Raw genomic sequence first — 23,153 nt, forward strand, 5'->3', positions numbered from 1 at the left:
ATGTCCAAACACAAAATCTTATTTGTTAATCAGGAAATCGTCCCTTACCTGGAAGAAAGCCCCATGGGTCATATTGGCCGCCACCTTCCGCAGGGTATTCAGGAAAAAGGTAAAGAAATCAGGACGTTCATGCCTCGTTATGGTTGTGTAAACGAACGCAGAAACCAGTTGCATGAGGTCATTCGCTTATCAGGGATGAATCTTATCATTGATGACACCGATCATCCGCTTATCATTAAAGTAGCCTCTATTCAGAGCGCACGCCTTCAGGTATATTTCATAGACAATGAGGATTATTTCCATAGAAAATACACGTTTCACGATAAAAATGGCACTTTTTTCAATGATAACGATGAACGCGCCATTTTTTATTCAAGGGGCGTTTTGGAAACTGTAAAGAAACTTGGTTGGGCTCCGGATATCGTACATTGCCATGGATGGATTTCCAGCCTCGTTCCTCTCTACATCAAAAGAGCATTTAAAGACAACCCTATTTTCAGCGAAACTAAAGTTATTGTTTCATTGTACGACGACGGTTTTAAAGAAAGCCTGAGCAAGGATTTCGCAAAAAAAGTAAAGCACGAAGGTATTGCAGACAAAGACCTGAAGCATTACAAAAATGCGAACTACATAAGCATGATGAAAGGAGCTATTGATTTTTCGGATGCCGTTGTATGCGGTGCGGAAAACATAGAAGCCGAATTGTTGGATTATGCTAAAAAGAGCGGCAAGCCGATTCTTAAATACACACCTGCTGAAAAATATATTGAAGCATACGATCATTTCTACGACGAACTTCTTGTCAATGAAGAAGTATTAATGTAGGCTTTGCCGATAAAACTTTTCCGAATTTGAAACATTTGCGTATTATTTTAAGGCTCCTTGCTGCCTCATGGATATTCGCCCTGCTGTTTGTTTCATGCAAACAGGATGAGCAATTAGGTCTTGAAGTGCAGCCACCCGAAGATAGGTTGGGCGTGTGTTTTACAGATACCTGTTCTGTATTTGCCTATTCCGTTTGGGATAAAGCTATCCGTACAGATGAAGCGCTCTATAATGTGATTGGCTGCTACCGCGATCCCATATTCGGATTGACTACAGCCTGCTCTTACACGCAATTTCATATGCCGGAAAATGCCTTGACGTTTGGGACAAATCCTGTACCCGACTCCTTGGTTCTTTGCCTCGCTTATGCAGGGCAGTATGGCGACAGTACTGAAGCGCTGACATTTTTTGTGAACGAAATTGCAGAAAATCTTTATCTTGACAGTGCCTACCATTCTGATGATAAAAGTACCGTGTTTAAAAATGTTCTGGGTACGAAAACCTTTGTTCCTAAAATTCATGACAGCGTTTTTGTCGATGGTATAAACAACATTGCCCATCTTCGTATAAAACTTAGTCAGAACCTTGCGCAAAAATTTATTGATGCGTCCGGCACTTCTGATTTGGCTGATAATACAAGCTTTGTTTCCTTCTTCAAAGGCCTTCGTATTTCATCCATGCCTGAGTTTTCTTCTGGTTCGGTTCAGAGCTTTGGGTTCCTTTCAAGTGGTACAAAACTCGTTTTGTACTATCATAACGACTCAGATACCACAAGCCAGAAATTTGTTATTGACGAGAAGTGTGCACGATACAACGCTTTTGAGCATTATGGCTATGGTCAGGCAGATCCAATGCTGAAAAATCAGATTCTGAACGGAGATACTCTTGCTCCGAATTCATTGTATTTGCAGGCAATGGGCGGGCTCAAAGTTAAGCTTCAGTTCCCGCACATACTCGATCTTGTGAGCAAAAACCAGATTGCAATTGACAAAGCTGTGCTTGTCGTTAAAGTTGATGAGACAACAATCGGAACGCTCAATCCTCCGGTTAATTTGGCGTTGATAAAAATAAACAACGACGGCACGTTTTCATTTTTGCCTGATCAATATTTTGGAACGTCTTACTTCGGTGGCTCCTATGATGCCTCAACACATGAATACCGATTCACGATTTCTAAATACATTCAGGATCTGTTGCTTTACGGAAGCGGTTATGATAAAGGATTGTATCTTGCCGTTTCAGGTGCAGCAATATATGGTAACAGAGTTGTTATTAATGGCAGCGGAAATACAAACGGAAAGCTCCGTCTTGAAATTACTTATACTAAAATAAACTGATCAATTATGTGCGGTATAGTTGCATATGTTGGCCCCAAGCAGGCCTACCCCATATTGATGAAAGGTCTTTACAGACTTGAATACAGAGGCTACGATAGCGCTGGTCTTGCACTTCTGAACGGAGGCGCGATAAACCTGTATAAAAACAAAGGCAAGGTTTCGGCACTCGAAGAATGCGTTAAAGGTCAGGATGTTGGCGGAAATATCGGAATTGCTCACACACGTTGGGCTACCCACGGCGAACCCAATGATGTGAATGCGCATCCGCACTTTTCACCATCGAAAAAACTTGCCATCATTCATAACGGTATTATCGAGAATTATGCTGCACTGAGGGAAGAACTGAAATCACGCGGATATATTTTTGAAAGCAACACAGATACAGAAGTACTGATTCATCTGATAGAAGATATCCGCACGAAAGAAAAACTTAATCTCCCTGAAGCAGTTATGATGGCGCTGAATCAGGTTATCGGGGCATACGCTATTGTAATTATTGCGGAAGAAGATCCGGATATGCTCATAGCCGCACGTAAAGGCAGCCCATTGGTCATTGGAATTGGTGAAGATGAATTTTTTGTTGCCTCCGACGCAACTCCTATTATTGAACATACCAAAAATGTGGTTTATCTCAATGATGAAGAAGTTGCCATTATCAGGCGCAACGAAGAATTGAAGATAAAGACTATTCGCAATAAAGATAAAACCCTCTACATTCAGGAACTGGAAATGAATCTTAGCGCCATCGAAAAAGGCGGATTTGAGCATTTCATGCTGAAGGAGATATACGAGCAGCCCCGTTCCATACGCGACTGTATGAGAGGACGCATGAATTCCGAAACAGGCACGGTGTCGCTGGGCGGTATTGTAGATTATATCGAGAAGTTTAAAAATGCAAACCGTATCATTTTTGTTGCTTGTGGCACATCATGGCACGCAGGTCTTGTTGGTGAATATCTTTTCGAAGAACTGGCTAGGGTTCCCGTTGAAGTGGAGTATGCTTCTGAATTCAGGTACAGGAATCCCGTTATATATGAAGATGATATCGTAATTGCCATTTCACAGTCGGGTGAAACTGCCGATACGCTGGCTGCACTTGACCTGGCAAAATCCAAAGGCGCGACAATTATCGGCATCTGTAATGTGGTGGGTTCATCCATTGCACGTGCAACCGACGCCGGAAGTTACACGCATGCAGGTCCGGAAATCGGCGTTGCTTCTACAAAAGCATTTACAGCGCAGGTTACCATCCTTACCCTGATGGCACTCATGATTGCCGACAAAAAAGGCACCATCTCAAAATCCAGATTCTATCAAATTATCAATGAGCTGGAAGGCATTCCTGCCAAGGTTGAGAAAACACTCGCTGCCAGCGAAACAATCAAAGCGATAGCCGCCAAATTTAAAGATGCAAGTAATTTCCTGTATCTCGGTCGCGGATATAATTTCCCGGTGGCGCTTGAGGGTGCATTAAAACTAAAAGAGATATCATACATTCATGCCGAAGGATATCCTGCAGCTGAAATGAAACATGGCCCGATTGCCCTCATCGATAAAGATATGCCGGTGGTTGTAATAGCGACCAATAAGGGCACGTATGAAAAGGTGCTTTCAAATATCGAGGAAGTAAAAGCCCGTAAAGGCGTTATCATTGCCATTGTTACCCAAGGCGACGTTGCCGTTAAAAAACTGGCTGATTATACGATTGAAATTCCGGAAACGGAAGAAATGCTGATACCGCTTTTAGCCACTATTCCACTTCAGCTGCTTTCATATTATATTGCAGTAATGAGAAAGTGTAACGTGGATATGCCCAGGAACCTTGCCAAATCTGTGACTGTTGAATAAATGCGTGTGGGTATAATAAGCCACCGTATTTGTTTACCACAGGGTAAGTAAATTTGAATAATGAGAGTCAAAGATATAATCGTATTTTTTGAAAAGATTGCCCCTGTCAGCCTGAAAGAATCGTACGACAATGTCGGTTTACTCGTTGGCAGTAACGAAAAAGAGATCAGCAAAGCGCTCATCTGTATCGATGTTACACAGGCAATTTTGGATGAGGCCGTAAGCAAGGGTTGTGACCTCATTATTTCTCATCATCCTCTGATATTTAGTCCAATAAAGAATGTTACGGGGCAAACGCCCACCGGTCAGATTATCATCAGTGCGATCAAAAATGATATTGCTGTTTACGCCATCCATACCAATATTGATAACTCTATACTCGGTTTTAACAGCCTGGCTGCAGAGAAAATGGGATTGACCGATGTTACAATATTAAGTCCTAAAACAGGATTGCTCAGGAAGCTCGTTACTTTTTGTCCCGACGAACATGCTCCGGCAGTTCGTGATGCATTATTTGCCGCAGGTTGCGGACACATTGGTAATTATGATTCCTGTAGTTATAACCTCAATGGGCAGGGTTCTTTTCGCGGTCTTGAAAACGCCCATCCTTTTGTTGGAACTCCCGGTATCATTCATTTTGAAAACGAAGTTCGGATAGAAACAATATTTCCTTCATCGATGCAGTCATCAGTGCTGAAAGCTCTGTTTGCGGCCCATCCATACGAAGAAGTTGCGTATGATATTTATCCGCTTGACAACGATTATAAGGGCGCCGGATCGGGCGTTATCGGAACCCTGAAACCGGGCGTTGCTGCGTCGGATTTGATGGTTATGCTTAAAGACATTTTTAAAATTCCATGCATCCGCCATTCTGACCCTATTGAAAAAGAAATACGTAAAGTGGCTTTTTGCGGCGGCGCCGGGAGTTTTCTGGCGCGTGAAGCTAAAGCTAAAGGTGCTGATATTCTCATCACAGGCGACCTGAAATACCATGATTTTGCCAACGCAGATTCTGAATTTATGCTGGCAGATATTGGTCATTTTGAAAGCGAATTTTGTTTTAGGGAACATATTCAGTCACTTATGAACAAAAAATTTGCTACTTTTGCAGTTCTTTTATCAGAAGCAGAAGAAAATCCCATTAATTATCTGTAAAACAATAAATTAATTATAATTATGGCAAAGACACCTCCCAAAAGCACCTCAGCAAAATCAGCCGCAACAAAAGTTGACGCCCTTGATAAAAAGGCAAAAAATACTGATATCTCTGCTGAAGAAGTTGAAGTAGCGAAAAAAACCGTCAAAAGCCAATCCGACGATAAAGCTGAAATTTCTATCGAGAAAAAGCTTGTTGCCCTTTATCAGCTGCAGCAGATAGATACTGAGATAAACAAAATTCATATTGTTCGCGGTGAGCTTCCTCTGGAAGTACAGGATCTGGAAGATGAAATAGAAGGGTTGGATGTTCGTCTAGAAAATTACAAGAAAGAAACTGAAACGCTGGAGACTTCTATAAAAGAAAAGAAGACTGCCATAAAGGATTTTCAGACTGCCATCAAGAAATATGAAACTCAGCAAATGAGTGTGAGGAATAATCGTGAATACGATTCTGTTACAAAAGAAATCGAGTTCCAGACCCTCGAAATACAGCTTTGCGAAAAAAAGATTCGCGAATTTACGACTGCCCTTGATGCGAAAAAGGAAACTATTGACAAAACAAAAGTGGCTTTAAAAGAGCGCACCGACGACCTGAAACAGAAAAAAGCCGAACTTGACGACATTGTGAACGAAACCGAAAAAGAAGAAAATAAACTGCTGAAAAAGTCGTTGGATAATCAAAAATATGTTGAAGATCGCCTGCTGACAGCGTATCAGAAAATTAAGCAAAATGTTCGCAATGGCCTGGCCGTTGTTGTTGTGGAACGTGATGCTTGCGGCGGCTGTTTCAATAAAATTCCACCCCAAAGACAACTTGATATTCAGATGCACAAAAAAATTATCGTTTGCGAGTATTGCGGAAGGATTCTTGTCGACATTTCCATCGCAGAACTTGCGCAGGAATAGTACAATATTTTACCTGTTTTGATAAAAAGCTGCCTCAACCGGGTGGCTTTTTTTTATCGGGAAGCCCGAGTAATTATAATTATTGGGAAGGATGGCACACTCTCTATCGGTGCTTATTGGAACTATTGAATCCGTACAATTTTGTAAACAAATGGCGGATGATTATTGAAAATTATCTTCAGAAAATATAAACCGGGAACAGTGATTCCCATAGTTTGTATTGGTAATACAAGCTTCTTTGTATTTGTAATACTTAATGATGACATTAGTTGCCCCGTTTCATTCAGTACTTCTATTCGTACCGGAATGTATTCGCTTTCTGCGAAAGAAATGGAAATGGCATCGGTAAACGGATTTGGTGATATGCTTATTTGAGGCTGAATATGGCTCTCTGCAACAAATACATTGGTTTCAACAAATACTCCGTCGGATATCGCTTTCGCCGATTTAAGTCCTGCACCATTGACCGCTTTTACCGAAAAATAATACGTGTTGCCCTGCACAAGCGTTGCACTTTGGGTGACAGCCGGATTTGTTATCGGCCCTGTCCATGCAATGGTATTTGAATCTCCTGCATGGTCTCCCGCACAATAAAAATAGCCTGCGATTCCGGAATTTGCATCGACCGGACTTGCCCAGTTGGCCGATAATTGATTCTGAATAATGGTTGTATCAATATCCAGAGATGTGCCGTCATTCACCACAGATATTGCTGAGGGCGCCGTCCAGTCTATATTTACATTCAGACTACCGGGAACTGAAACGTTATTATAAATGTCCGTAACTATTGATTTTATGCGGCACGACGGTGTGAGCGGGTCCGGATTTTGGTAACGCACATCCGCAAAACTATTACCAATGCTTACATTGGCGCTAGTTCCGCGAATTTTATAAACTTTTACATCATCAAAAAGTACGCTGGCATTACCGGTTCGTAATGAAATGGAGTTTCCGTTCTGATAGGGTGAGGGATCTGTCCAGGTTGAAACGGCCACATCATTTAAAAATGCCGTTATCTTGCCGCTTGTGCGGTCAAATATTACTTTGCAGTCGTACCAGGTATTTGCATTGATAACACAGTCATCATCGGTCATAAGGTTCATCACATCATTCACATATTTATAAATCTGGACCTTGTCTTGGTCGGGACGGTAATACACCATGTATGAATTTTTACGATTGGGAAATGTTGGGTCGTCACAGCAAAAATGCATGCCACCTCTCTTATTGGTCCCGCTGCCGCCTATGTTCATCTGCCAGTGATATAAAAATGCTGTGGCGGTTGTCTGGTCAACATTTGCATAAATATTTGTATTGCTCAATGCTTCATCTGTTTGGTCAAGCCTTGCCGTGTTGATACTCCACGAGCCTGTCAGGTTGTGCCATTCGGGATGTATCGCAGTGTTAAAATTGTCATTGAAAAATCCATTGTTTCCATTCGCCCGCCATTCGCTTCCGTCCCAGTCCAGCACCTGATAGAATTTCTGCGATACCGCTGTATTATCATTATCGGTAAATGTTGCGGTAAAGTTTTGCGTTTCCCAGTTTGCCGCGCTAACAGCTGTAGTTGGTGGCACATTGTCAGTGCTGCAGTTCCAAATGGCTTTCCAGCCGGGCTTTACGGTGGCGTGGTCGGAGTAGAATTTCAGAGTCAGCGAATTGCCTGAAGACGCAATGGTTCCGGGGTTCACCGTTCCGGAATAGCCGCCAATCAATGGTGATGCAATCGTTGGACCATCAAAAATCCACAGCGAATCATAACCGCTTTCAAGGTTCAGTGTATCAAAATCGAGGCTAAGCGACGACGCGCCTGTCGGGGCAATAGTATAAGTAAATTGCTCGTCATTGAAATAGCTCCATGCCGGTCCTCCAAGGTCATAAATAGTATCGGTGCAGGGAATGACCCCACAATTCGTAAGCTTTGATTCTATGGCGTTCCACAGGTCGGAATAGCCGTCGTCGTACCCAAGTGCCCACATCCCCATTCCGGCTATTCCGCGCATGTTTACCATATCGAGCCGCCGGCTCAGGCTTTTTGAATCCAACCCGAAACACTGGTGCCAGATACCATCGGTCCACAGGTAATAGGGCGTAAAACTATTTCCTTCCCAATGTTTATTCGCATTTGAATAGTTGCCGCTGCTGTTGTCGCGGAGAAACTTATAAGTACGCGCACTGCTTGTTCCTGCAATGGTGTTGGATGGTACGGTGGAACCTGTTGTGTGCCATTCACGACCATAATATGGAAGTGCAAGAATTAATTTTGACGGTGAAGCTCCCGAGTAAAGATAATTGGTGATACTACGCGAAAGGTTGTCATACGTTCCACCGGTCATGCTGTATAGCCCGTCAACAGGGCCTGCCTGTGTACTTCCGCTCCAGTAATAATCATATCCCATGATAATGATAAAGTCAAGATATGGGTTGAGCGCAGCAATATCGAATGTGCTGTTCCAGTTAACGGCGGGTGCGGCAATACTTACTTTAGAGCCGGGCACTGCAGCGTGCATCTGGTTACAGAGGTCAATTAAAAAGTTAGTGAGGTTTGTTTTTTGCGATGACGGGACTGCTTCAAAGTCAATATTCACACCGGCTGCATTGCGCTGCTGAACGGCTGCAATAAGTTTTGTGATGAGATTTTGTTTTGCTATGCTGTGTGTAAGAAAGTACGCATGACCGTCCATCAGCGTTGCGCAAAGATGCACCCTGACACCGTGCGCCTGAGCGGTATCAACAACTGCAGCTGTTGACCAACCATTCGTAGTAATGGCATTACCGGTGAGAGAATCCACATCATACGAAAAGAAACAAAGGTCGGTCAGCAAATCCCAACGGTAATTTTGATAGGCACTTCCGCTCCAGTAAGGATGATATCCGTACACTATTTTGTTGAGGCTGCAATTTGACTTCTGAGTATTGGAACTTCCGGGAATAAAGGCATTCAGAGAATCATAAAAAGCATTGTTCTGTTCGCCAAACTGACGGTAATATTCAAGCTGCTCCTTGTGAATATATGATTGAGCAAATAATGAATATACAGGAAATAATACAGTGACTGCGATAAGTAACAATTTTTTCATTGTATTTGAATTAAAGTTTTTATTACAAAGTTAATCTTTTCGCAATTTCAGATTTGATTTTCTCATTTTGACCCTGTTCTTACTCACAGTTTATCCTAAAACGCCCGGTTTCTAATGTTAATAGCTTGGTTAATATTGCACTGTGCGCGGTATTTAAATCAGGAACAATTTGTGGTATATTCGCAATTGGTCAAAATGAACTCATGGTAACTGCCGACGGTAAACCAATCAAAGAAAACAGAAGACTGCGTAAAATGGGTGTCGGTCTGTATGTATTGACAGGCGCGGCGATTTTGTATTTCTTGGTCTGGTATTTTTTCATACTTCAAAAAGAAGTGCTGACTCAACCTGTAACCGATCGTGGTGTGCCATTTCTCGAAAAGCCTTCAAGGTGGGCAGATTCAGTACTTGCCACTATGACGCTTCAGCAAAAAGCGGCGCAGCTTTTTATTTGCGATGCCGATGCGAACGCTTATCCGAAAGGCGATTCACAGTTTCTCGAGACGATTTACAAAACCGGAATTGGTGGTTTGTATTTTAAACGTGGCAGTATTTCTTCGTTACCTTATACAATCAATCATATTCAGTCGGGGGCACTCGTACCGATACTTTGCGCAACGGATGCGGAATTTGGCTTGTACGGTTCCTCAGACAGTCTGTCCAAATTGTTCCGCATGAATTCATTGATGGATATCTCCGATACGAAAATACTAAAGGAACTTGCCTCGCAAATTGCACTTCAATACAGAAAGAACGGTCTTCACATGGTGTTTGGTCCTTCATTGAATATCATGAATGAGAACACCGATAAATGTTACGAACCCTCGTATTTCATGTTTATTAATGATTGTCAGAAACGATTGGTTTCATATACGCAAGAGCTTCAGAAAAATGGTTTGATAGCTGTTGCTCAGACATTTCCTGCTTATAGAATGGCCGTAGTACGGGATTCAATGGTTCCTGAACTTCTGCGTAAAGCAGATTCGTTGCGGGGCATACCCTTGCAGAAACTTATAGCCGCCGGGCTTTCCGGAATTTTGCTGAATAACGGTCCGGCACCTTCAAAGGCTTCGATTATTGATTCTTTGCATTCTGCTTACCGTTTCAAAGGACTTGTGCTGTCTGATCTTCTTAACGGAAAAACTGCGGTGGGTGCGGAAATGGTGGATGTTATACTGAAGTCGCTGCAAACGGGCAGCGACATGGTGTTGATTCCATATGGTGATGGAAGCCTTCTGCAAAAAGCAATTGATGTGGCTTCAAGTAAATTGCCGGCATCTGAACTGGATGCGAAAGTAAAGAAGATTTTATATGCAAAAGCATGGGCGATTCCTCATCCTTTCAGCCCTGTGAACGTTGATTCTGCCAATTTTTTTGCGCTTGGCGGACGTGCTGAAATGATGGCGCGGAGACTAGCGGAAACATCGATTACGCTGATAACAAATCAGGAAAAATTTCTCCCGCTGAAAAATCTTCGGGATAAAAAAATGGCCGTTTTAGAGGTAGGTTCCTGCAGCAGTGCGGCTTTCAAAAACATGGCAGGAAAATATTCTGATGTGGCCTGCTTTTCGATTACGTCGAATATCAATGAAAAAAGCCTTGAAACATTTGTCGCAAAACTGAAGCCGTACAATACGGTGCTTGTTGCTGTTTATCCTGTTGACAAAGCGATAACGGTTCAAGTGGTTGCTGAAAAATTAAAAGCATTTTTGGAAAAACTGAAGAAACAATCAAAAATTGTTGTGAGCGTTTTTGGTGAAAAGGAAATGCTTGCCGCACTGCGCGGAATGCCTGTTTTGATATGGTGTGGCGGTAGCGGAACATTCTATCAGGAGGCTTCGGCGCAGGCTGTATTTGGAGGAATGCCCGTCATGGGAAGGCTTCCGTCAAGCTGGTCCGATAAGTTATGCTATAACGATGGTATTTATGTGCCGCTGGCAACACGACTGAAATACACCATTCCGGAAGATGCCGGACTTGACCGCACGGATCTTGACGAGATAGACAATATTGTAAAAAGTGCTATCGGTAATGGCGCTTTTCCCGGATGTCAGGTGTTTTGTGCACTGAAAGGAAAAGTAATTTATAACAGAGCATTCGGAAATCATACGTACGAAAAAGTTGAACCTGTACGTACAACTGATTTGTACGATATCGCTTCTGTGACCAAGGTGGCCGCCACGACCATCGCACTGATGACTCTCTATGACAGGGGAAAGATAAAACTCGATACCACTCTGGAATATTATTTTGATGATTTGGATAAAAATGCATCGGGCAAAAAAGTACGCATTGCAAAAATAAAATCACTCAGCCTGCGCGACCTTCTCACACACCGCTCGGGCTTACCGTCGGGAATGCCGATAGGGCGGTTTATCAGTCCGGCATGGGCACTCAAACAGATTCGGCTGGCACAGAAACGTGCGGAAATCGAAGCATCGCAGGACACCACAGAGCAGGCAGAAGAGTCGGTCTATAATTTTGATATTGACACCAATCAGGTGAATCTTGATGCCGACTCGCTGTATAAATATATTTATTCGAAGACTAAAAAGCCTGAATACTCGCTTGAAATTGCCGATAAAATGTTCATGAGGAATACCATTGTTGATTCAATCTGGCAACTGGCAAAACAGGTGGGAGTGCGCAAGAGCAAGAATTATTTGTACAGCGACATGAATTTGTATCTCGTCATGAAAGTGGTGGAACGTGTTTCTGAGTTGCAGCTTGACGAATATCTTGATAAAGTTGTATATGGTCCGCTGAACTTAAGGAATACCTGTTTCAACCCATTGAATTATTATAAAAAGGATTGCATTATTCCTACCGAAGAAGAGAAGATTTTCAGAAAGCAACTGATACATGGCTACGTGCATGATCCGCTTGCCGCGCTGAATGCGGGAATTGGTGGCAACGCAGGTCTATTCTCAAGTGCTCAAGATCTGGGCATTTTAATGCAGATGATGCTCAATGGCGGGACTTACGGTGGTATTCGTTTCTTCAGTGAGAAAACAGTTGACTTATTTACCTCTGTGCAGGAGGGCACATATCGTGGCCTGGGCTGGGACCATCAGACAAAAAGCGGTGCTAAAATGATTGCCCGGTCGGCATCGTCGTCTACTTACGGACATACCGGTTTTACCGGAACCTGCGTTTGGGTTGACCCTGAAATCGGACTGGTTTATGTGTTTCTTTCAAACAGGGTATGCCCGCGCAGCAGCAATCAAAAAATCAATGCAACGGCCATACGGCAAAGGGTTCAGCAGGTAGTTTACAATGCTATCGCTAAGCAGAAGAAAAGTTAAAAGTGGGCGTAAGCATCTTCGAAATCAATCAATACTGCCGGCCCACACAAAATCATGGAAGCCGGCATCCGATATATTAAGACCTGTGAGATAGTGCTTTTTCAGGTTTAGAGACGATGTGCGGTGCTCAAGTATTTTCAAATCATGTACCGACGGTGTTTCCTTCACTTCAAAGGATATTTCATCATTCAAAATGAAATCAATTTCCTGGCCGGTTTTTTTTGCATAATACTTAATGTCTCCATGCAGTGCTAACTGGTTTGCAACCGAATTTTCAAGTAATATGCCGGTTATATTTTGCCCGAGTATTTTAAGTATTCCATTGTCAGTAAAATACAGTTTCTTTTGAAGGGCAATTTCACGATCGGCATTTCTCACAAATGCCGGTACCAGTCGGATGAGGTATGTGTCCACAAAAAAACCAAGATATTCTTTGATGGTTTTACGGTCTATTCCGCTCAGGTTTGAAAGTTTTGTATAATCAATTTTATTGGATGCGCGTGACGACAGAAGTGTAATGAGTTTGTATATCTCATCGGTCCTGGTAAAATCGGCGAGAAATTTAATGTCTATTCTCAGGTAAGAATTGATGATATCTTTCAGTAATTCTTTTTTGTCTTCTATATTCCTCGCCAGCACTACCTCCGGAAATCCGCCATAATTAATATAATCAAGATAATGATGCCTGAGATTATTATATTCGGAGGTATTCACCCGTCTGAAAATATGTTTTTTCACGGGCGTTTTTACTTTTTTGAAAAGCAGGTATTCCCCGAATGTAAGAGGATGCATTTCAAATATGCGTTTCCGTCCGGCAAGGCTTTCGGTAAAATAATTTTTTATGTAGAAGGAACTTGAGCCTGTGAGAATGAATTTAATATTGTAAGTGTCGTAAAGGTATTTGATTACACTTGTGATGTTTGGCACGAGCTGTATTTCATCGATTGCGATATATGCTTTTTTGTCAAAATCAAGCCCTTCAGCCCGGAGAGAGCGCACAATGTTTCCATAATTTGCTTCTCCAAAAAGTGCGCGGTACTCGACACGTTCGAGGTCGAAGAATTTTTTATTTGACGAGCGAATCTTTCCAAGCAGATGATGAACCGCTGTGGTTTTCCCAATCCGCCTCAATCCTGTAATTACAATAATCTGTTTTACGTTCAGGGCTTTTTCCAATAATGGAAAAATTGTCCGGTTTATCATGATTCATATTTTTTTACAAATTTACTAAATGGCAACAGAAATTCCAAATAATATTATAAAAAGGATAAATTATTTCCAAAAAGTAATACTAAAAGGATGAAAAATTGCCAAAAAGTACAATTACAAAACAGAAACCGTTATTCCCAAAAGCAGTATTTTTGTTTTCAGTAATGAACCCTGATTATGGAAAAAGTACTGAGAGGCGATGTAAGGCTTTATGAAATACTGGATCAACTGCGGATATCTTTTGATTATTATGAGCATCCGCCGGTACCGACGGTCAAAGAGGCTGCCATTTACTGGAAAGATCTGGTTGCGACGCATTGCAAGAATATCTTTTTTCGCAATCATAAGGGAAATCGCCATTATCTGGTCATCATGGAGTTTTACCGCATGCTCAACATTCACGATTTGGAGCAGCGACTGCGGCAGGGAAAGCTCACCTTTGCCTCGCCTGAAAGGCTCATGAATTATTTAGGATTGACGCCCGGTTCCGTATCACCCTTTGGTCTGATAAACGACCCCTCGCATCATGTACATTTGTTTCTGGACGAAACACTGAAGCATGCCGAGCGCATCAGTTTTCATCCGAATATAAATACGGCATCTTTAGTGATAAAGAATGAAGACTTTATCCGTTTCCTGCAGTGGACGGGCAATACGTACGAGTTCGTGAAAATGTACGAAGACGAAGAATCAAAAGACTAATTCCGCTTTACTTGATCAGGAACGGGAATTTATCGAAGTTCTTAAGCGCAATTGCGGTTCCGCGTGCAACAGCTCTCAAAGGGTCTTCTGCAACATGAACGGGCAGCTTCGTTTTAAGATGAATGCGCTTGTCGAGACCACGCAGTAACGAACCACCACCTGCAAGGTAGATACCCGACATATAAATATCGGCAGCGAGTTCGGGAGGCGTCATTTCAAGAGCGTTCAGAACGGCTGCTTCAATTTTAGTGATTGATTTATCGAGTGCATGCGCTATTTCGGCGTAATTCACCATAATTTCTTTGGGAATGCCGGTAAGCATATCGCGTCCGTGAACGGGGTAATCAGGAGGAGGATTATCAATTTCGGGAAGTGCCGCGCCTACTTCAATTTTAATACGTTCGGCAGTGCGCTCACCAATACTGATGTTGTGCTGCTTGCGCATGTATTCTTCAATGTCGGCGTTGAAATCGTCGCCGGCAATACGAATGGATTTATTGTTAACGATACCGCCGAGTGCAATAACGGCGATTTCGCTGGTGCCACCGCCAATGTCAATTACCATATTACCATTTGGTTCGAGTACATCCAAACCTATACCGATTGCGGCGGCCATTGGTTCATGTATCAGTCGCACTTCTTTGGCACCGGCCTGTTCGGCTGAGTCGCGTACGGCGCGCTCTTCCACTTCCGTGATACCCGAAGGGATGGAGATGACCATTTTTAAAGCGGGCGGAAATAAGGATTTGCGGTTGCTGATCATCTTGATAAACTCCTTTATCATGATTTCGGCAGAATGGAAGTCGGCAATTACACCATCGCGCAGTGGTCTGATAGTGCGTATGTTTTCATGAGTTTTGCCATGCATCATCATTGCTTTTTTCCCAACGGCAAGTACTTTACCGGTAATACGGTCAATAGCAATGATAGATGGTTCTTCCACCACTACTTTGTCGTTGTGAATAATAAGTGTATTGGCCGTTCCGAGGTCAATGGCAATCTCTTTGGTAAATAATGAAAGCAATCCCATTTGTTCTTAATTGTTATAGTCCTGAAGAATCGTATCTGTCTGTATTTCTTTGGTGGCGCAAAGTTAGCCCGTTTTTCGCACAATGCCGCATATTATCATTAATATTTCTGTAAAGAGCATTGGTTTTTAGTGAAATAAGGGCATTTTGTGCCTTTTTTGTGCATCCGTTCATCCCCTCAAAAAATACATAATGAAAAAAGCATGCCTTGAGGTGGCTGCAGGTCGCAGGTTTATTATAATTTTACATTCCTTTTCTTATTTTATGCGAGAGCGGTGGAATATTCCAATCGGTCTGGCGTTATTAATTGGGTTTTTAACGAGAGAAGTTCTTACTTTGTTTCCAATTGTTCAAAATATTATACCATGATATTATTTCTGAGGCTGTTGCGCGAGAGTTATTTGTTTGCAATACAGGCAATTATAGTTAATAAATTACGTACTATTTTATCTCTTTTAGGAATCACTATCGGGATATTTGCGGTTATAGCCGTATTTACGATTGTGGATTCAATGGAGATGACCATCCGCAAGAGCATAGATTCTCTGGGAAACAATGTGCTTTTTGTACAGAAATGGCCGTGGTCATTCGGAAGTGATTATCCCTGGTGGAAATATATGAACCGCCCGGTACCAAAGCCTGAAGAGCGGGAAGATGTTGAACGCCGCAGCCTTGGAGCAGAAGCGACGGCATATATGATCAGCGCTTCAAAAACCGTTAAACATGATGATAAAAGTGTGGAAGGTGCTGCGGTGTTGTGCGTAACTCAGGATTATGATAAGGTATGGTCGTTTGAGCTGAGCGACGGCCGGTACTTTACTCCATCCGAATCAACAAGTGGTAAAGGCGTTGCCATTATAGGAAGCACGATTGCTGAAAATCTGTTTAACGGCACGGAAGCGGTGGGTCAGGATATTAAAGTTTTTGGTCGGAAGCTGGAAGTAATCGGCTTATTCAAAAAGGAAGGCTCCAGCTCGATTGGTAACAGTGCCGATGACCAGGTTGTGATACCGATAAATTTTGCACGTAATGTTATCGATATCAACTTTGAAGGGTATAATCCAATGTTGATTGTAAAGGCAAAAGCCGGTGTTTCCAATGACCAGCTTCGCGATGAGCTTACCGGGATCATGCGTAGTGTCCGCAGGCTTAAACCGGGTGCTGAAGATAATTTTGCAATTAATGAAACAAGCTTACTCACACAGGGTTTTGAGAGCCTGTTCGACATTATTTCCATTGCCGGATGGGTGATTGGTGGATTTTCACTATTGGTGGGAGGCTTCGGCATTGCCAATATCATGTTTGTATCGGTTCGTGAGCGAACCAACATCATTGGCATTCAGAAATCGCTGGGTGCGAAGAATTTTTTCATACTCTTTGAATTTTTATTTGAAGCAATCATACTCTGTTTGATGGGAGGCGTTATCGGGCTCTTGCTGGTGTATATCGGAACACTGATTGTTTCGGGCGCTTTTGATATGGAACTTTCACTTACAACAGGAAATATCATGATGGGCATATTGGTTTCAGCGTTTATCGGGCTGTTGGCCGGAGTGATACCGGCATGGTCGGCCTCACGTATGGATCCAGTGGTGGCAATTCGGGCTTCGGGAAGCTAAATCATAATCAATGGTTTGACGTAATAATTTTCACTATATTCACGTTGTTTTATAACGGTTTTGTTAAGGTGTGCATACCATTTTTCAGACCGTGAAATTCCTTTAAACAGTGCCTGATTTTTATGGTACTTAAAATCCAATCAAAAATAAAATGCGTATGAGAAATTTGACGATGGCAGGTTTGTTGATGCTGCTTTTGGGCGGCACGGTTACATCTCAGAATAATATTTCAAGGACCGGCAGCACTGTCCAGATAAAAGAAATCACCTATGATGTAGGCATAAACAATCACGATTTAATGCGCGAATACGGTCCTGAAGGAATGGCCGATCAGTGGTTCCGTGATAATATTGAAGCATCATCGCGCTGTGCATGGCTCAATGAATTATTTGCTGCCGGAACCGCCGGAAAACTTTCTCTTACAGATACAAACGGTCGTGCGCTGAACAGGATCGAAAGCATGCGCATGTTTTATTACTGTGATACAATACGGGTTGTTAGGCCTCAGCCGCCATACGATGAATTTGACACGGTATTATGCTCTTATATTAATCCGCAGAAAGTGGTTGCCTTACGATTCAGGGAATCGTGGACCATAAATCCAACAACCATGGAGATTTCGAAAAAGATTATCGCCATGGCACCCCTGATGGGGGAAGATATCTTGGAATCGGGATTTCCGCAAAAACAAACGGTGAGACCGATGTTCTGGATTGTATACGATCAGAAGGTCAGCGGAAATACGTTACTTACACCGCGTATTGTTGCCAATACGGTATTTGAAAAGAAAAGAATGATGAAGCCTTCTGATTCTTCGTCGGCCATACAATACATGAAACTATTAATCGATAAAGCCACGAATGAGGGTATTTCATGCTATACATTCAATGAAAACCCGGTATGGGATTTACCCTTAACCGGACGGGAACTCTACAGCCGGCTTTACTCCGCAGATACCCTTAGCCTGATGCGTAACGGGGCCATGGTTGATACGGTAATCGTACACAATCCTGATCCTTCATCGTTTCGGACGCTGCGTTTTATGGAAGAATGGTATTTTGATGAAGCCACACTTCAGATTACCAAAAAGGTTATTGGCGTTTGTCCGGTAATTGAAGTCTATACGGATAATGGCGAATTCAGAGGCTACAAGCCGTTATTCTGGACGTATTTCAGCGATGTATGGATGCCATTTAACCGTAAAGCAACCGTAAAAGTTACAAATCCAAAACCCTGATATTTCTCATTCTTTGTTTTTATTTCTCAAAAAAAATTGTAGGTTTGGAATGAAATCCTAAAACCTGCAAACGTGAGAAAAGAACTATCAAAACCCGGATTAGCCGAACGCGCCCGATATTGGTTTGATAATGTGATGAGCCGTGGTGCCATTGCAGTTATCACGCTTTTGGGAATATTATCGCTGCTCATTGTAATTTTTGCCGGTCTGACTATCAGCATTGCCGGTATTACCACGGCCGATTCAGGAAAGATGTCGTTTTTTGAAGCCGCATGGCAAAGCCTGATGCGTACTTTTGATGCCGGTACGATGGGTGGTGATACCGGGTGGAAGTTCCGCATTGTGATGTTGGCGGTGACTATTGGCGGCATGTTCATCATCAGCGCTCTTATTGGTATTATCAGCAATGCCATCGGGAATAAGATTGAAGAATTGCGCAAAGGGCGATCGAAAGTGATTGAATCGGGGCACACGCTTATTATAGGCTGGTCACCGAAAATATTCGCAATCATTTCTGAGCTGATTATTGCAAATGAAAACAGGCGGCATGCGCGAATTGTTATTCTCGCCGGCAAGGACAAAGTGGAAATGGAAGATGAATTGCAATTCAGAATTCCAAAAACAAAGAATACAAAAATTATCTGTCGTTCCGGAAATCCGATTGATTCGGAAGACCTGGGCATTGTGAATCCGAACGGAGCCCGCTCCATAATTATACTTGCTTCGGAAGATGATAACTCAGATATCAGCATTATAAAAACCGTGCTGGCCATTACCAACAATCCGCTTCATGCCGATGGCGATTATCATATCGTTTCAGAAATTGGAGAGAAAAAAAATATGCGGGTTGGCGAAATGATTGGAAAAGGCAAAGTGACATTTATTCTGAACAAGGATATTATTTCCCGGATGATTGTACAAACAAGCCGTCAGTCGGGCATGAGCGATGTCTTTACCGAACTTCTCGATTTTGATGGTGATGAAATTTATTTTAAAGAAGAACCGGCACTGACGGGTAAAAAATTCAGCGAAGTGCTTTCGTTATACGGAACGTCATCTGTGATTGGAATTTTTGGTCACGATAAGGTCGTTCGGCTGAATCCGCCTATGGATACAGTGCTGGGTGCCGGAGACAGCATCATTGCGATTGCTGAAGACGATGATAAAGTGATTATGAACGGAACCCCCAATCCGGAAATAGATCAAACAGGCATCAGTGGTGATAAACCATTTGTATATGAACCTGAAAAAACACTGATTCTGGGATGGAACAATAAGGGTTCGGGCATTGTCCGTGAACTTGATAATTACGTGGAAGAAGGCTCTGAAGTTCTTATTATCTCTGATCTTTCAGAAACAAAGGCTGCTCACGAAAAGATGCATGTTGAAAAATATCTTAAGAATCTTACCGTGGATTTTAAAAAGGGCTCGGTTACCGACCGTGACCTGCTTGAAGCACTTGATATTGCCAAATATGATCACTTGATTTTACTTAGCAACGGTGAAGCAAAAAATGCACAGGACGCCGATGCCCGCACACTGGTGGCACTGCTTCATGTTCGTGATATAGCAGCAGGTCTTGGTAAAAATTTCAATATCGTTACCGAGATGCTTGATATCAAAAACCGTGAACTGGCAGGCATTACAAGTGCCGATGATTTCATTGTGAGTGATAAACTTTTAAGCCTGATGCTGGCTCAGCTATCGGAGAATAAATATCTGAAACCCGTATTCGACGACCTTTTTGATGCCGATGGTTCGGAGATTTATATCAAACCTGTCTCCAATTATATTGTTCCCGGAAAGGAGGTGAATTTCTACACGGTAATCAAAGCAGCTGCCGCGCGTGGTGAAGTGGCTATAGGCTACCGCATTATGAACTATGCAGGAAACAAAGACAAGGCAAACGGTGTTGTTATCAATCCAAAAAAATCGGATTTTATAGTTTTTACTCCCGCAGATAAAATCATTGTTATTGCCGAAGATTAAAGGGCCGCAGAATTTCAATTCGTTGCTTTTTTTAAATTTATAATTTTCGAATCTTAAAATTGGCTCATTTTCAAGTCATTTTTTCAGGCTACCTTTGTGGTCTAATTATGCTGTAACTATTATGAATAAAAAAGCAATGCTTATCATCATGGATGGTTGGGGTCAGGCTCCAGCCGGTCCGTCCAACGCTATATCAAGTGCCGATATTCCTTTTGTGCGCAGTCTGTATAATAATGCTGATGTTGCCTTTAATACACTCGATTGCTCCGGGCTTGCCGTAGGTCTTCCTGAAGGTCAAATGGGAAATTCCGAAGTCGGTCATCTGAATATAGGTGCCGGGCGCGTGGTATATCAGGATCTGGTGCGCATAAACAAAGCCATTGAAAGCGGCAGCATTGAGCAGAATCCCGTTATCAACGAAGCATATACATACGCAAAAGAGCAGGGCAAACAGGTTCACCTGATAGGATTAATAGGCGATGGCGGCGTACATTCGCTTTCGGCGCACTTGCTGAAACTGTGTGATATGGCTGAAAATGCCGGACTTACAGATGTTTTTGTTCATGCGGTTACCGATGGCCGCGATACCGATCCGCGCAGCGGACTCGAATTTGTGAAGGAAGTAAAAGAGCACCTCGAACATTCGGCAGGCGTCATTGCAACACTCAGCGGGCGTTATTATACCATGGACCGCGACAAGCGGTGGGAGCGCGTGAAGCGCGGGTACGACCTGATGATTCACGGTATTGGTAAAAAGCATACCGACGTACTTGCTGCAATACAGGAATCATATGATGAAGGTGTAACCGATGAATTTATTTTGCCGGTCGTCTTTACCAAAGAAGACGGAACACCGATTACTACCATTCGCGAAGGGGATGTGGTGATATGCTTTAATTTCAGAACGGACCGCCTGCGTGAAATTACTGTGGCGCTTACCCAGAAGGATATGCCCGAATTCGGGATGCAAACCATGAATCTGCATTATCTGACCATGTGCCGCTATGATGAATCCTTCAAAAACGTGCATGTGATTTATGATAAAGAAGATGTACAGATGACTCTGGGCGAAGTGGTAAGCAAACTCGGGAAAACTCAGTTGCGTATTGCCGAAACCGAGAAATATCCGCATGTGACATTCTTTTTCAGTGGTGGTCGGGAAGATGTTTTTGAAGGCGAAAAACGTATTATGATACCGTCGCCCAAAGTGGCAACATACGACCTGCAGCCGGAGATGAGCGCTTATGAAGTTACCGCGGCATTGCTTCCCGAGATTAATAAAAAAACCTTCGATTTTATTTGTCTGAACTTCGCAAACTCAGATATGGTAGGGCATACCGGATTCTGGGATGCTATACAAAAAGCGCTGCATACGGTTGATACCTGCGTAAAACAGGTTATTGAAGCTGCCCTTGCCAATGGTTATTCCGTATTACTTACCGCCGATCACGGCAATTCTGATTTCGCTGTGAACGCCGACGGCTCACCGAATACGGCTCACAGCATGAATCCCGTTCCGGTGTTTTTGTTTGATGCGGACTATAAAAAACTGAAACACGGTAAGCTCGCAGACATTGCGCCTACGCTGCTTACCGTGATGGGAATTCCCGTTCCGGGGGAAATGACGGGCGACGTGCTGGTGGAAAAATAGCAAAGTCGATGACTCCCTTTTCCCTATTACTTATTACCTATTACCTGTTTAACACGCCATATCGCCTGCATTCTTCATGGCAGAGAGCAGGTTGTACGCGCCTTTTACAACAATTCTGTTCCTGGTCAGGTCAAAGTTTTTGGGCAGTGTGATTTGCGTAAACCCATTTTCCGTTACGCCTTTTTCTACTTCGACAATCTGGTAAAGTGTCACTACTTTGTCGCCTTCTTTCTTTGTTTCATAGAAGGTGAAAATAAAGTTTTTATCTTCGAAAGAAAGCACGGCTTCCTGCGGAAGCACGGTTGCAGAATCATTTTGTTTTTCTATGGTAGCATTCACAAACATACCGGGCAACAAATTCTTGTTTGTATTCTCAACGGTAGCATAAACCTTTACCGTTCTGTCGTTATTAATTGCCTTCCCGACCTGATAAATCAGCGCGCTCTGTTTGTTTTCGGGACTGTCGGGCGCTGCAAAATTTATCTTCTGTCCGATGGCTACTTTTGCAATATCCTTTTCAAAAACGGTCAGCTCAAGCGTGAGATTCTGAGTGTTCACAATTTCAACAATCACATCCGTTGGATTTACGTATTTTCCTTCATTTACACTTACCGTTTTTACGTAGCCGCTTATCGGTGAAACAATAGAAACAGCGCCGGTAATTTTTTCATTCTGCAGATTTGAAGCATCAATACCTATAAGCTTCAGCTTCTGTATAAGTGCCGAAACTTTTGCCTGTAAGCCTTTGTATTCCGACAATGCAAGCTGATATGTTTTTGCGGCAGCCACATTCTCACGATACAGATCTTTCTGACGGTTGCATTCTGTTTCTGCATATTCGAGTTTGCTTTTGCTCTCCAGATAATTTTGCTGCAGCTCAATAAAATCGGGGTTTTCAATGACTGCAATCACTTGTCCTTTGGTTACAGGGCTGCCCTGCACCAGGCTGATGCTTTTTATGTATCCGCCCATGATTGCGGAAACCGACACTAAATTCTGGGGTGTAACGTTCACGAGGCCGCTGACCTTTAACTGGGTATTCAGCATCATCTGATTCACGGTGCCGAGTTCAATGCCGGCAGCTTTGATCTGTGCGTCGTTCATCTCCACCGTATTCGGCGGAAGTACTTCGTGTTCTTCCGTTTTTTCGGCATCTCCGTTGCGACTGGTACAACCCAGCATGAATAACGACAAGCCAATGATAATAACTGCGAGTGGTGTTCTCATTTTATTTTTGTTTATTAAGTTCATAAGGCGAA

The 23,153-nt window shown here is 42.8% G+C and carries 15 protein-coding genes; 11 read left to right on the forward strand and 4 right to left on the reverse strand.

What is annotated here, in order from left to right; genetic code table 11:
• The 5 genes from WCM76_03015 to WCM76_03035 are packed head-to-tail and all read left to right on the forward strand — an operon-like array spanning position 1 to position 6,074.
• Positions 1-825: a glycogen/starch synthase gene (locus WCM76_03015; protein ID MEI6764583.1), complete on the forward strand. Its 825-nt coding sequence runs from the start codon at positions 1-3 to the stop codon at positions 823-825.
• 26 nt (positions 826-851) lie between these two features.
• Positions 852-2,162, forward strand: a complete 1,311-nt coding sequence (locus tag WCM76_03020; protein MEI6764584.1) for a DUF4270 family protein — start codon at positions 852-854, stop codon at positions 2,160-2,162.
• 6 nt (positions 2,163-2,168) lie between these two features.
• Positions 2,169-4,010 carry a glutamine--fructose-6-phosphate transaminase (isomerizing) gene (gene glmS / locus WCM76_03025; protein MEI6764585.1) on the forward strand — a complete coding sequence of 614 codons (1,842 nt, stop codon included), beginning with the start codon at positions 2,169-2,171 and terminating at the stop codon, positions 4,008-4,010.
• A gap of 60 nt (positions 4,011-4,070) precedes the next feature.
• The gene (locus WCM76_03030) at positions 4,071-5,165 is read left to right on the forward strand and encodes a Nif3-like dinuclear metal center hexameric protein (protein MEI6764586.1); all 1,095 of its coding nucleotides are present in this window, start codon (positions 4,071-4,073) and stop codon (positions 5,163-5,165) included.
• A gap of 21 nt (positions 5,166-5,186) precedes the next feature.
• The gene (locus WCM76_03035; protein ID MEI6764587.1) at positions 5,187-6,074 is read left to right on the forward strand and encodes a C4-type zinc ribbon domain-containing protein; all 888 of its coding nucleotides are present in this window, start codon (positions 5,187-5,189) and stop codon (positions 6,072-6,074) included.
• 122 nt (positions 6,075-6,196) lie between these two features.
• Here WCM76_03035 and WCM76_03040 read toward each other — a convergent pair whose 3' ends face one another.
• The gene (locus tag WCM76_03040) at positions 6,197-9,154 is read right to left on the reverse strand and encodes a glycosyl hydrolase family 18 protein (protein MEI6764588.1); all 2,958 of its coding nucleotides are present in this window, start codon (positions 9,152-9,154) and stop codon (positions 6,197-6,199) included.
• Between the two features lie 125 nt (positions 9,155-9,279).
• Between WCM76_03040 and WCM76_03045 the strand changes: the two genes are divergently transcribed.
• Positions 9,280-12,459 (forward strand): serine hydrolase, encoded by a 3,180-nt coding sequence (locus WCM76_03045; protein MEI6764589.1) that lies wholly within the window; start codon positions 9,280-9,282, stop codon positions 12,457-12,459.
• A gap of 24 nt (positions 12,460-12,483) precedes the next feature.
• On the opposite strand, the gene WCM76_03050 is transcribed toward WCM76_03045, so the two are convergent.
• Positions 12,484-13,662 (reverse strand): ATP-binding protein, encoded by a 1,179-nt coding sequence (locus WCM76_03050; GenBank protein ID MEI6764590.1) that lies wholly within the window; start codon positions 13,660-13,662, stop codon positions 12,484-12,486.
• 183 nt (positions 13,663-13,845) lie between these two features.
• Between WCM76_03050 and WCM76_03055 the strand changes: the two genes are divergently transcribed.
• The gene (locus tag WCM76_03055; protein ID MEI6764591.1) at positions 13,846-14,370 is read left to right on the forward strand and encodes a prolyl-tRNA synthetase associated domain-containing protein; all 525 of its coding nucleotides are present in this window, start codon (positions 13,846-13,848) and stop codon (positions 14,368-14,370) included.
• 7 nt (positions 14,371-14,377) lie between these two features.
• Here the strand turns inward: WCM76_03055 and WCM76_03060 are convergent, their stop codons facing one another.
• Positions 14,378-15,400 carry a rod shape-determining protein gene (locus WCM76_03060; GenBank protein ID MEI6764592.1) on the reverse strand — a complete coding sequence of 341 codons (1,023 nt, stop codon included), beginning with the start codon at positions 15,398-15,400 and terminating at the stop codon, positions 14,378-14,380.
• A 363-nt stretch (positions 15,401-15,763) separates the two neighbouring features.
• Between WCM76_03060 and WCM76_03065 the strand changes: the two genes are divergently transcribed.
• The 4 genes from WCM76_03065 to gpmI all read left to right on the forward strand — a co-directional run bounded on the left by WCM76_03065 (position 15,764) and on the right by gpmI (position 21,894).
• Complete coding sequence (locus tag WCM76_03065; GenBank protein MEI6764593.1) at positions 15,764-17,017, forward strand: ABC transporter permease; 1,254 nt, start codon at positions 15,764-15,766, stop codon at positions 17,015-17,017.
• Positions 17,018-17,174: 157 nt separating this feature from the next.
• Entirely contained in the window at positions 17,175-18,254 is a 1,080-nt protein-coding gene (locus WCM76_03070) for a hypothetical protein (protein MEI6764594.1), read from the forward strand.
• 72 nt (positions 18,255-18,326) lie between these two features.
• Positions 18,327-20,243, forward strand: a complete 1,917-nt coding sequence (locus tag WCM76_03075) for an NAD-binding protein (GenBank protein MEI6764595.1) — start codon at positions 18,327-18,329, stop codon at positions 20,241-20,243.
• A gap of 121 nt (positions 20,244-20,364) precedes the next feature.
• Positions 20,365-21,894, forward strand: a complete 1,530-nt coding sequence (gene gpmI / locus WCM76_03080; protein MEI6764596.1) for a 2,3-bisphosphoglycerate-independent phosphoglycerate mutase — start codon at positions 20,365-20,367, stop codon at positions 21,892-21,894.
• Positions 21,895-21,942: 48 nt separating this feature from the next.
• Here the strand turns inward: gpmI and WCM76_03085 are convergent, their stop codons facing one another.
• On the reverse strand, positions 21,943-23,121 hold the full coding sequence (locus tag WCM76_03085; protein ID MEI6764597.1) for an efflux RND transporter periplasmic adaptor subunit: 1,179 nt from the start codon (positions 23,119-23,121) through the stop codon (positions 21,943-21,945).
• Positions 23,122-23,153 lie beyond the last annotated feature (32 nt).

This window comes from Bacteroidota bacterium, from assembly GCA_037133915.1.
Taxonomy (GTDB): Bacteria; Bacteroidota; Bacteroidia; order Bacteroidales; family CAIWKO01; genus JBAXND01.

Excerpts from the sequence above, each read along its gene's own strand:
- WCM76_03015 (MEI6764583.1), top strand. The coding sequence starts at position 1 with ATGTCCAAACACAAAATCTTATTTGTTAATCAGGAAATCGTCCCTTAC.
- glmS (MEI6764585.1), top strand. The coding sequence starts at position 2,169 with ATGTGCGGTATAGTTGCATATGTTGGCCCCAAGCAGGCCTACCCCATA.
- WCM76_03030 (MEI6764586.1), top strand. The coding sequence starts at position 4,071 with ATGAGAGTCAAAGATATAATCGTATTTTTTGAAAAGATTGCCCCTGTC.
- WCM76_03035 (MEI6764587.1), top strand. The coding sequence starts at position 5,187 with ATGGCAAAGACACCTCCCAAAAGCACCTCAGCAAAATCAGCCGCAACA.
- WCM76_03040 (MEI6764588.1), bottom strand. The coding sequence starts at position 9,154 with ATGAAAAAATTGTTACTTATCGCAGTCACTGTATTATTTCCTGTATAT.
- WCM76_03050 (MEI6764590.1), bottom strand. The coding sequence starts at position 13,662 with ATGATAAACCGGACAATTTTTCCATTATTGGAAAAAGCCCTGAACGTA.
- WCM76_03055 (MEI6764591.1), top strand. The coding sequence starts at position 13,846 with ATGGAAAAAGTACTGAGAGGCGATGTAAGGCTTTATGAAATACTGGAT.
- WCM76_03060 (MEI6764592.1), bottom strand. The coding sequence starts at position 15,400 with ATGGGATTGCTTTCATTATTTACCAAAGAGATTGCCATTGACCTCGGA.
- WCM76_03065 (MEI6764593.1), top strand. The coding sequence starts at position 15,764 with ATGATATTATTTCTGAGGCTGTTGCGCGAGAGTTATTTGTTTGCAATA.
- WCM76_03070 (MEI6764594.1), top strand. The coding sequence starts at position 17,175 with ATGAGAAATTTGACGATGGCAGGTTTGTTGATGCTGCTTTTGGGCGGC.
- gpmI (MEI6764596.1), top strand. The coding sequence starts at position 20,365 with ATGAATAAAAAAGCAATGCTTATCATCATGGATGGTTGGGGTCAGGCT.
- WCM76_03085 (MEI6764597.1), bottom strand. The coding sequence starts at position 23,121 with ATGAGAACACCACTCGCAGTTATTATCATTGGCTTGTCGTTATTCATG.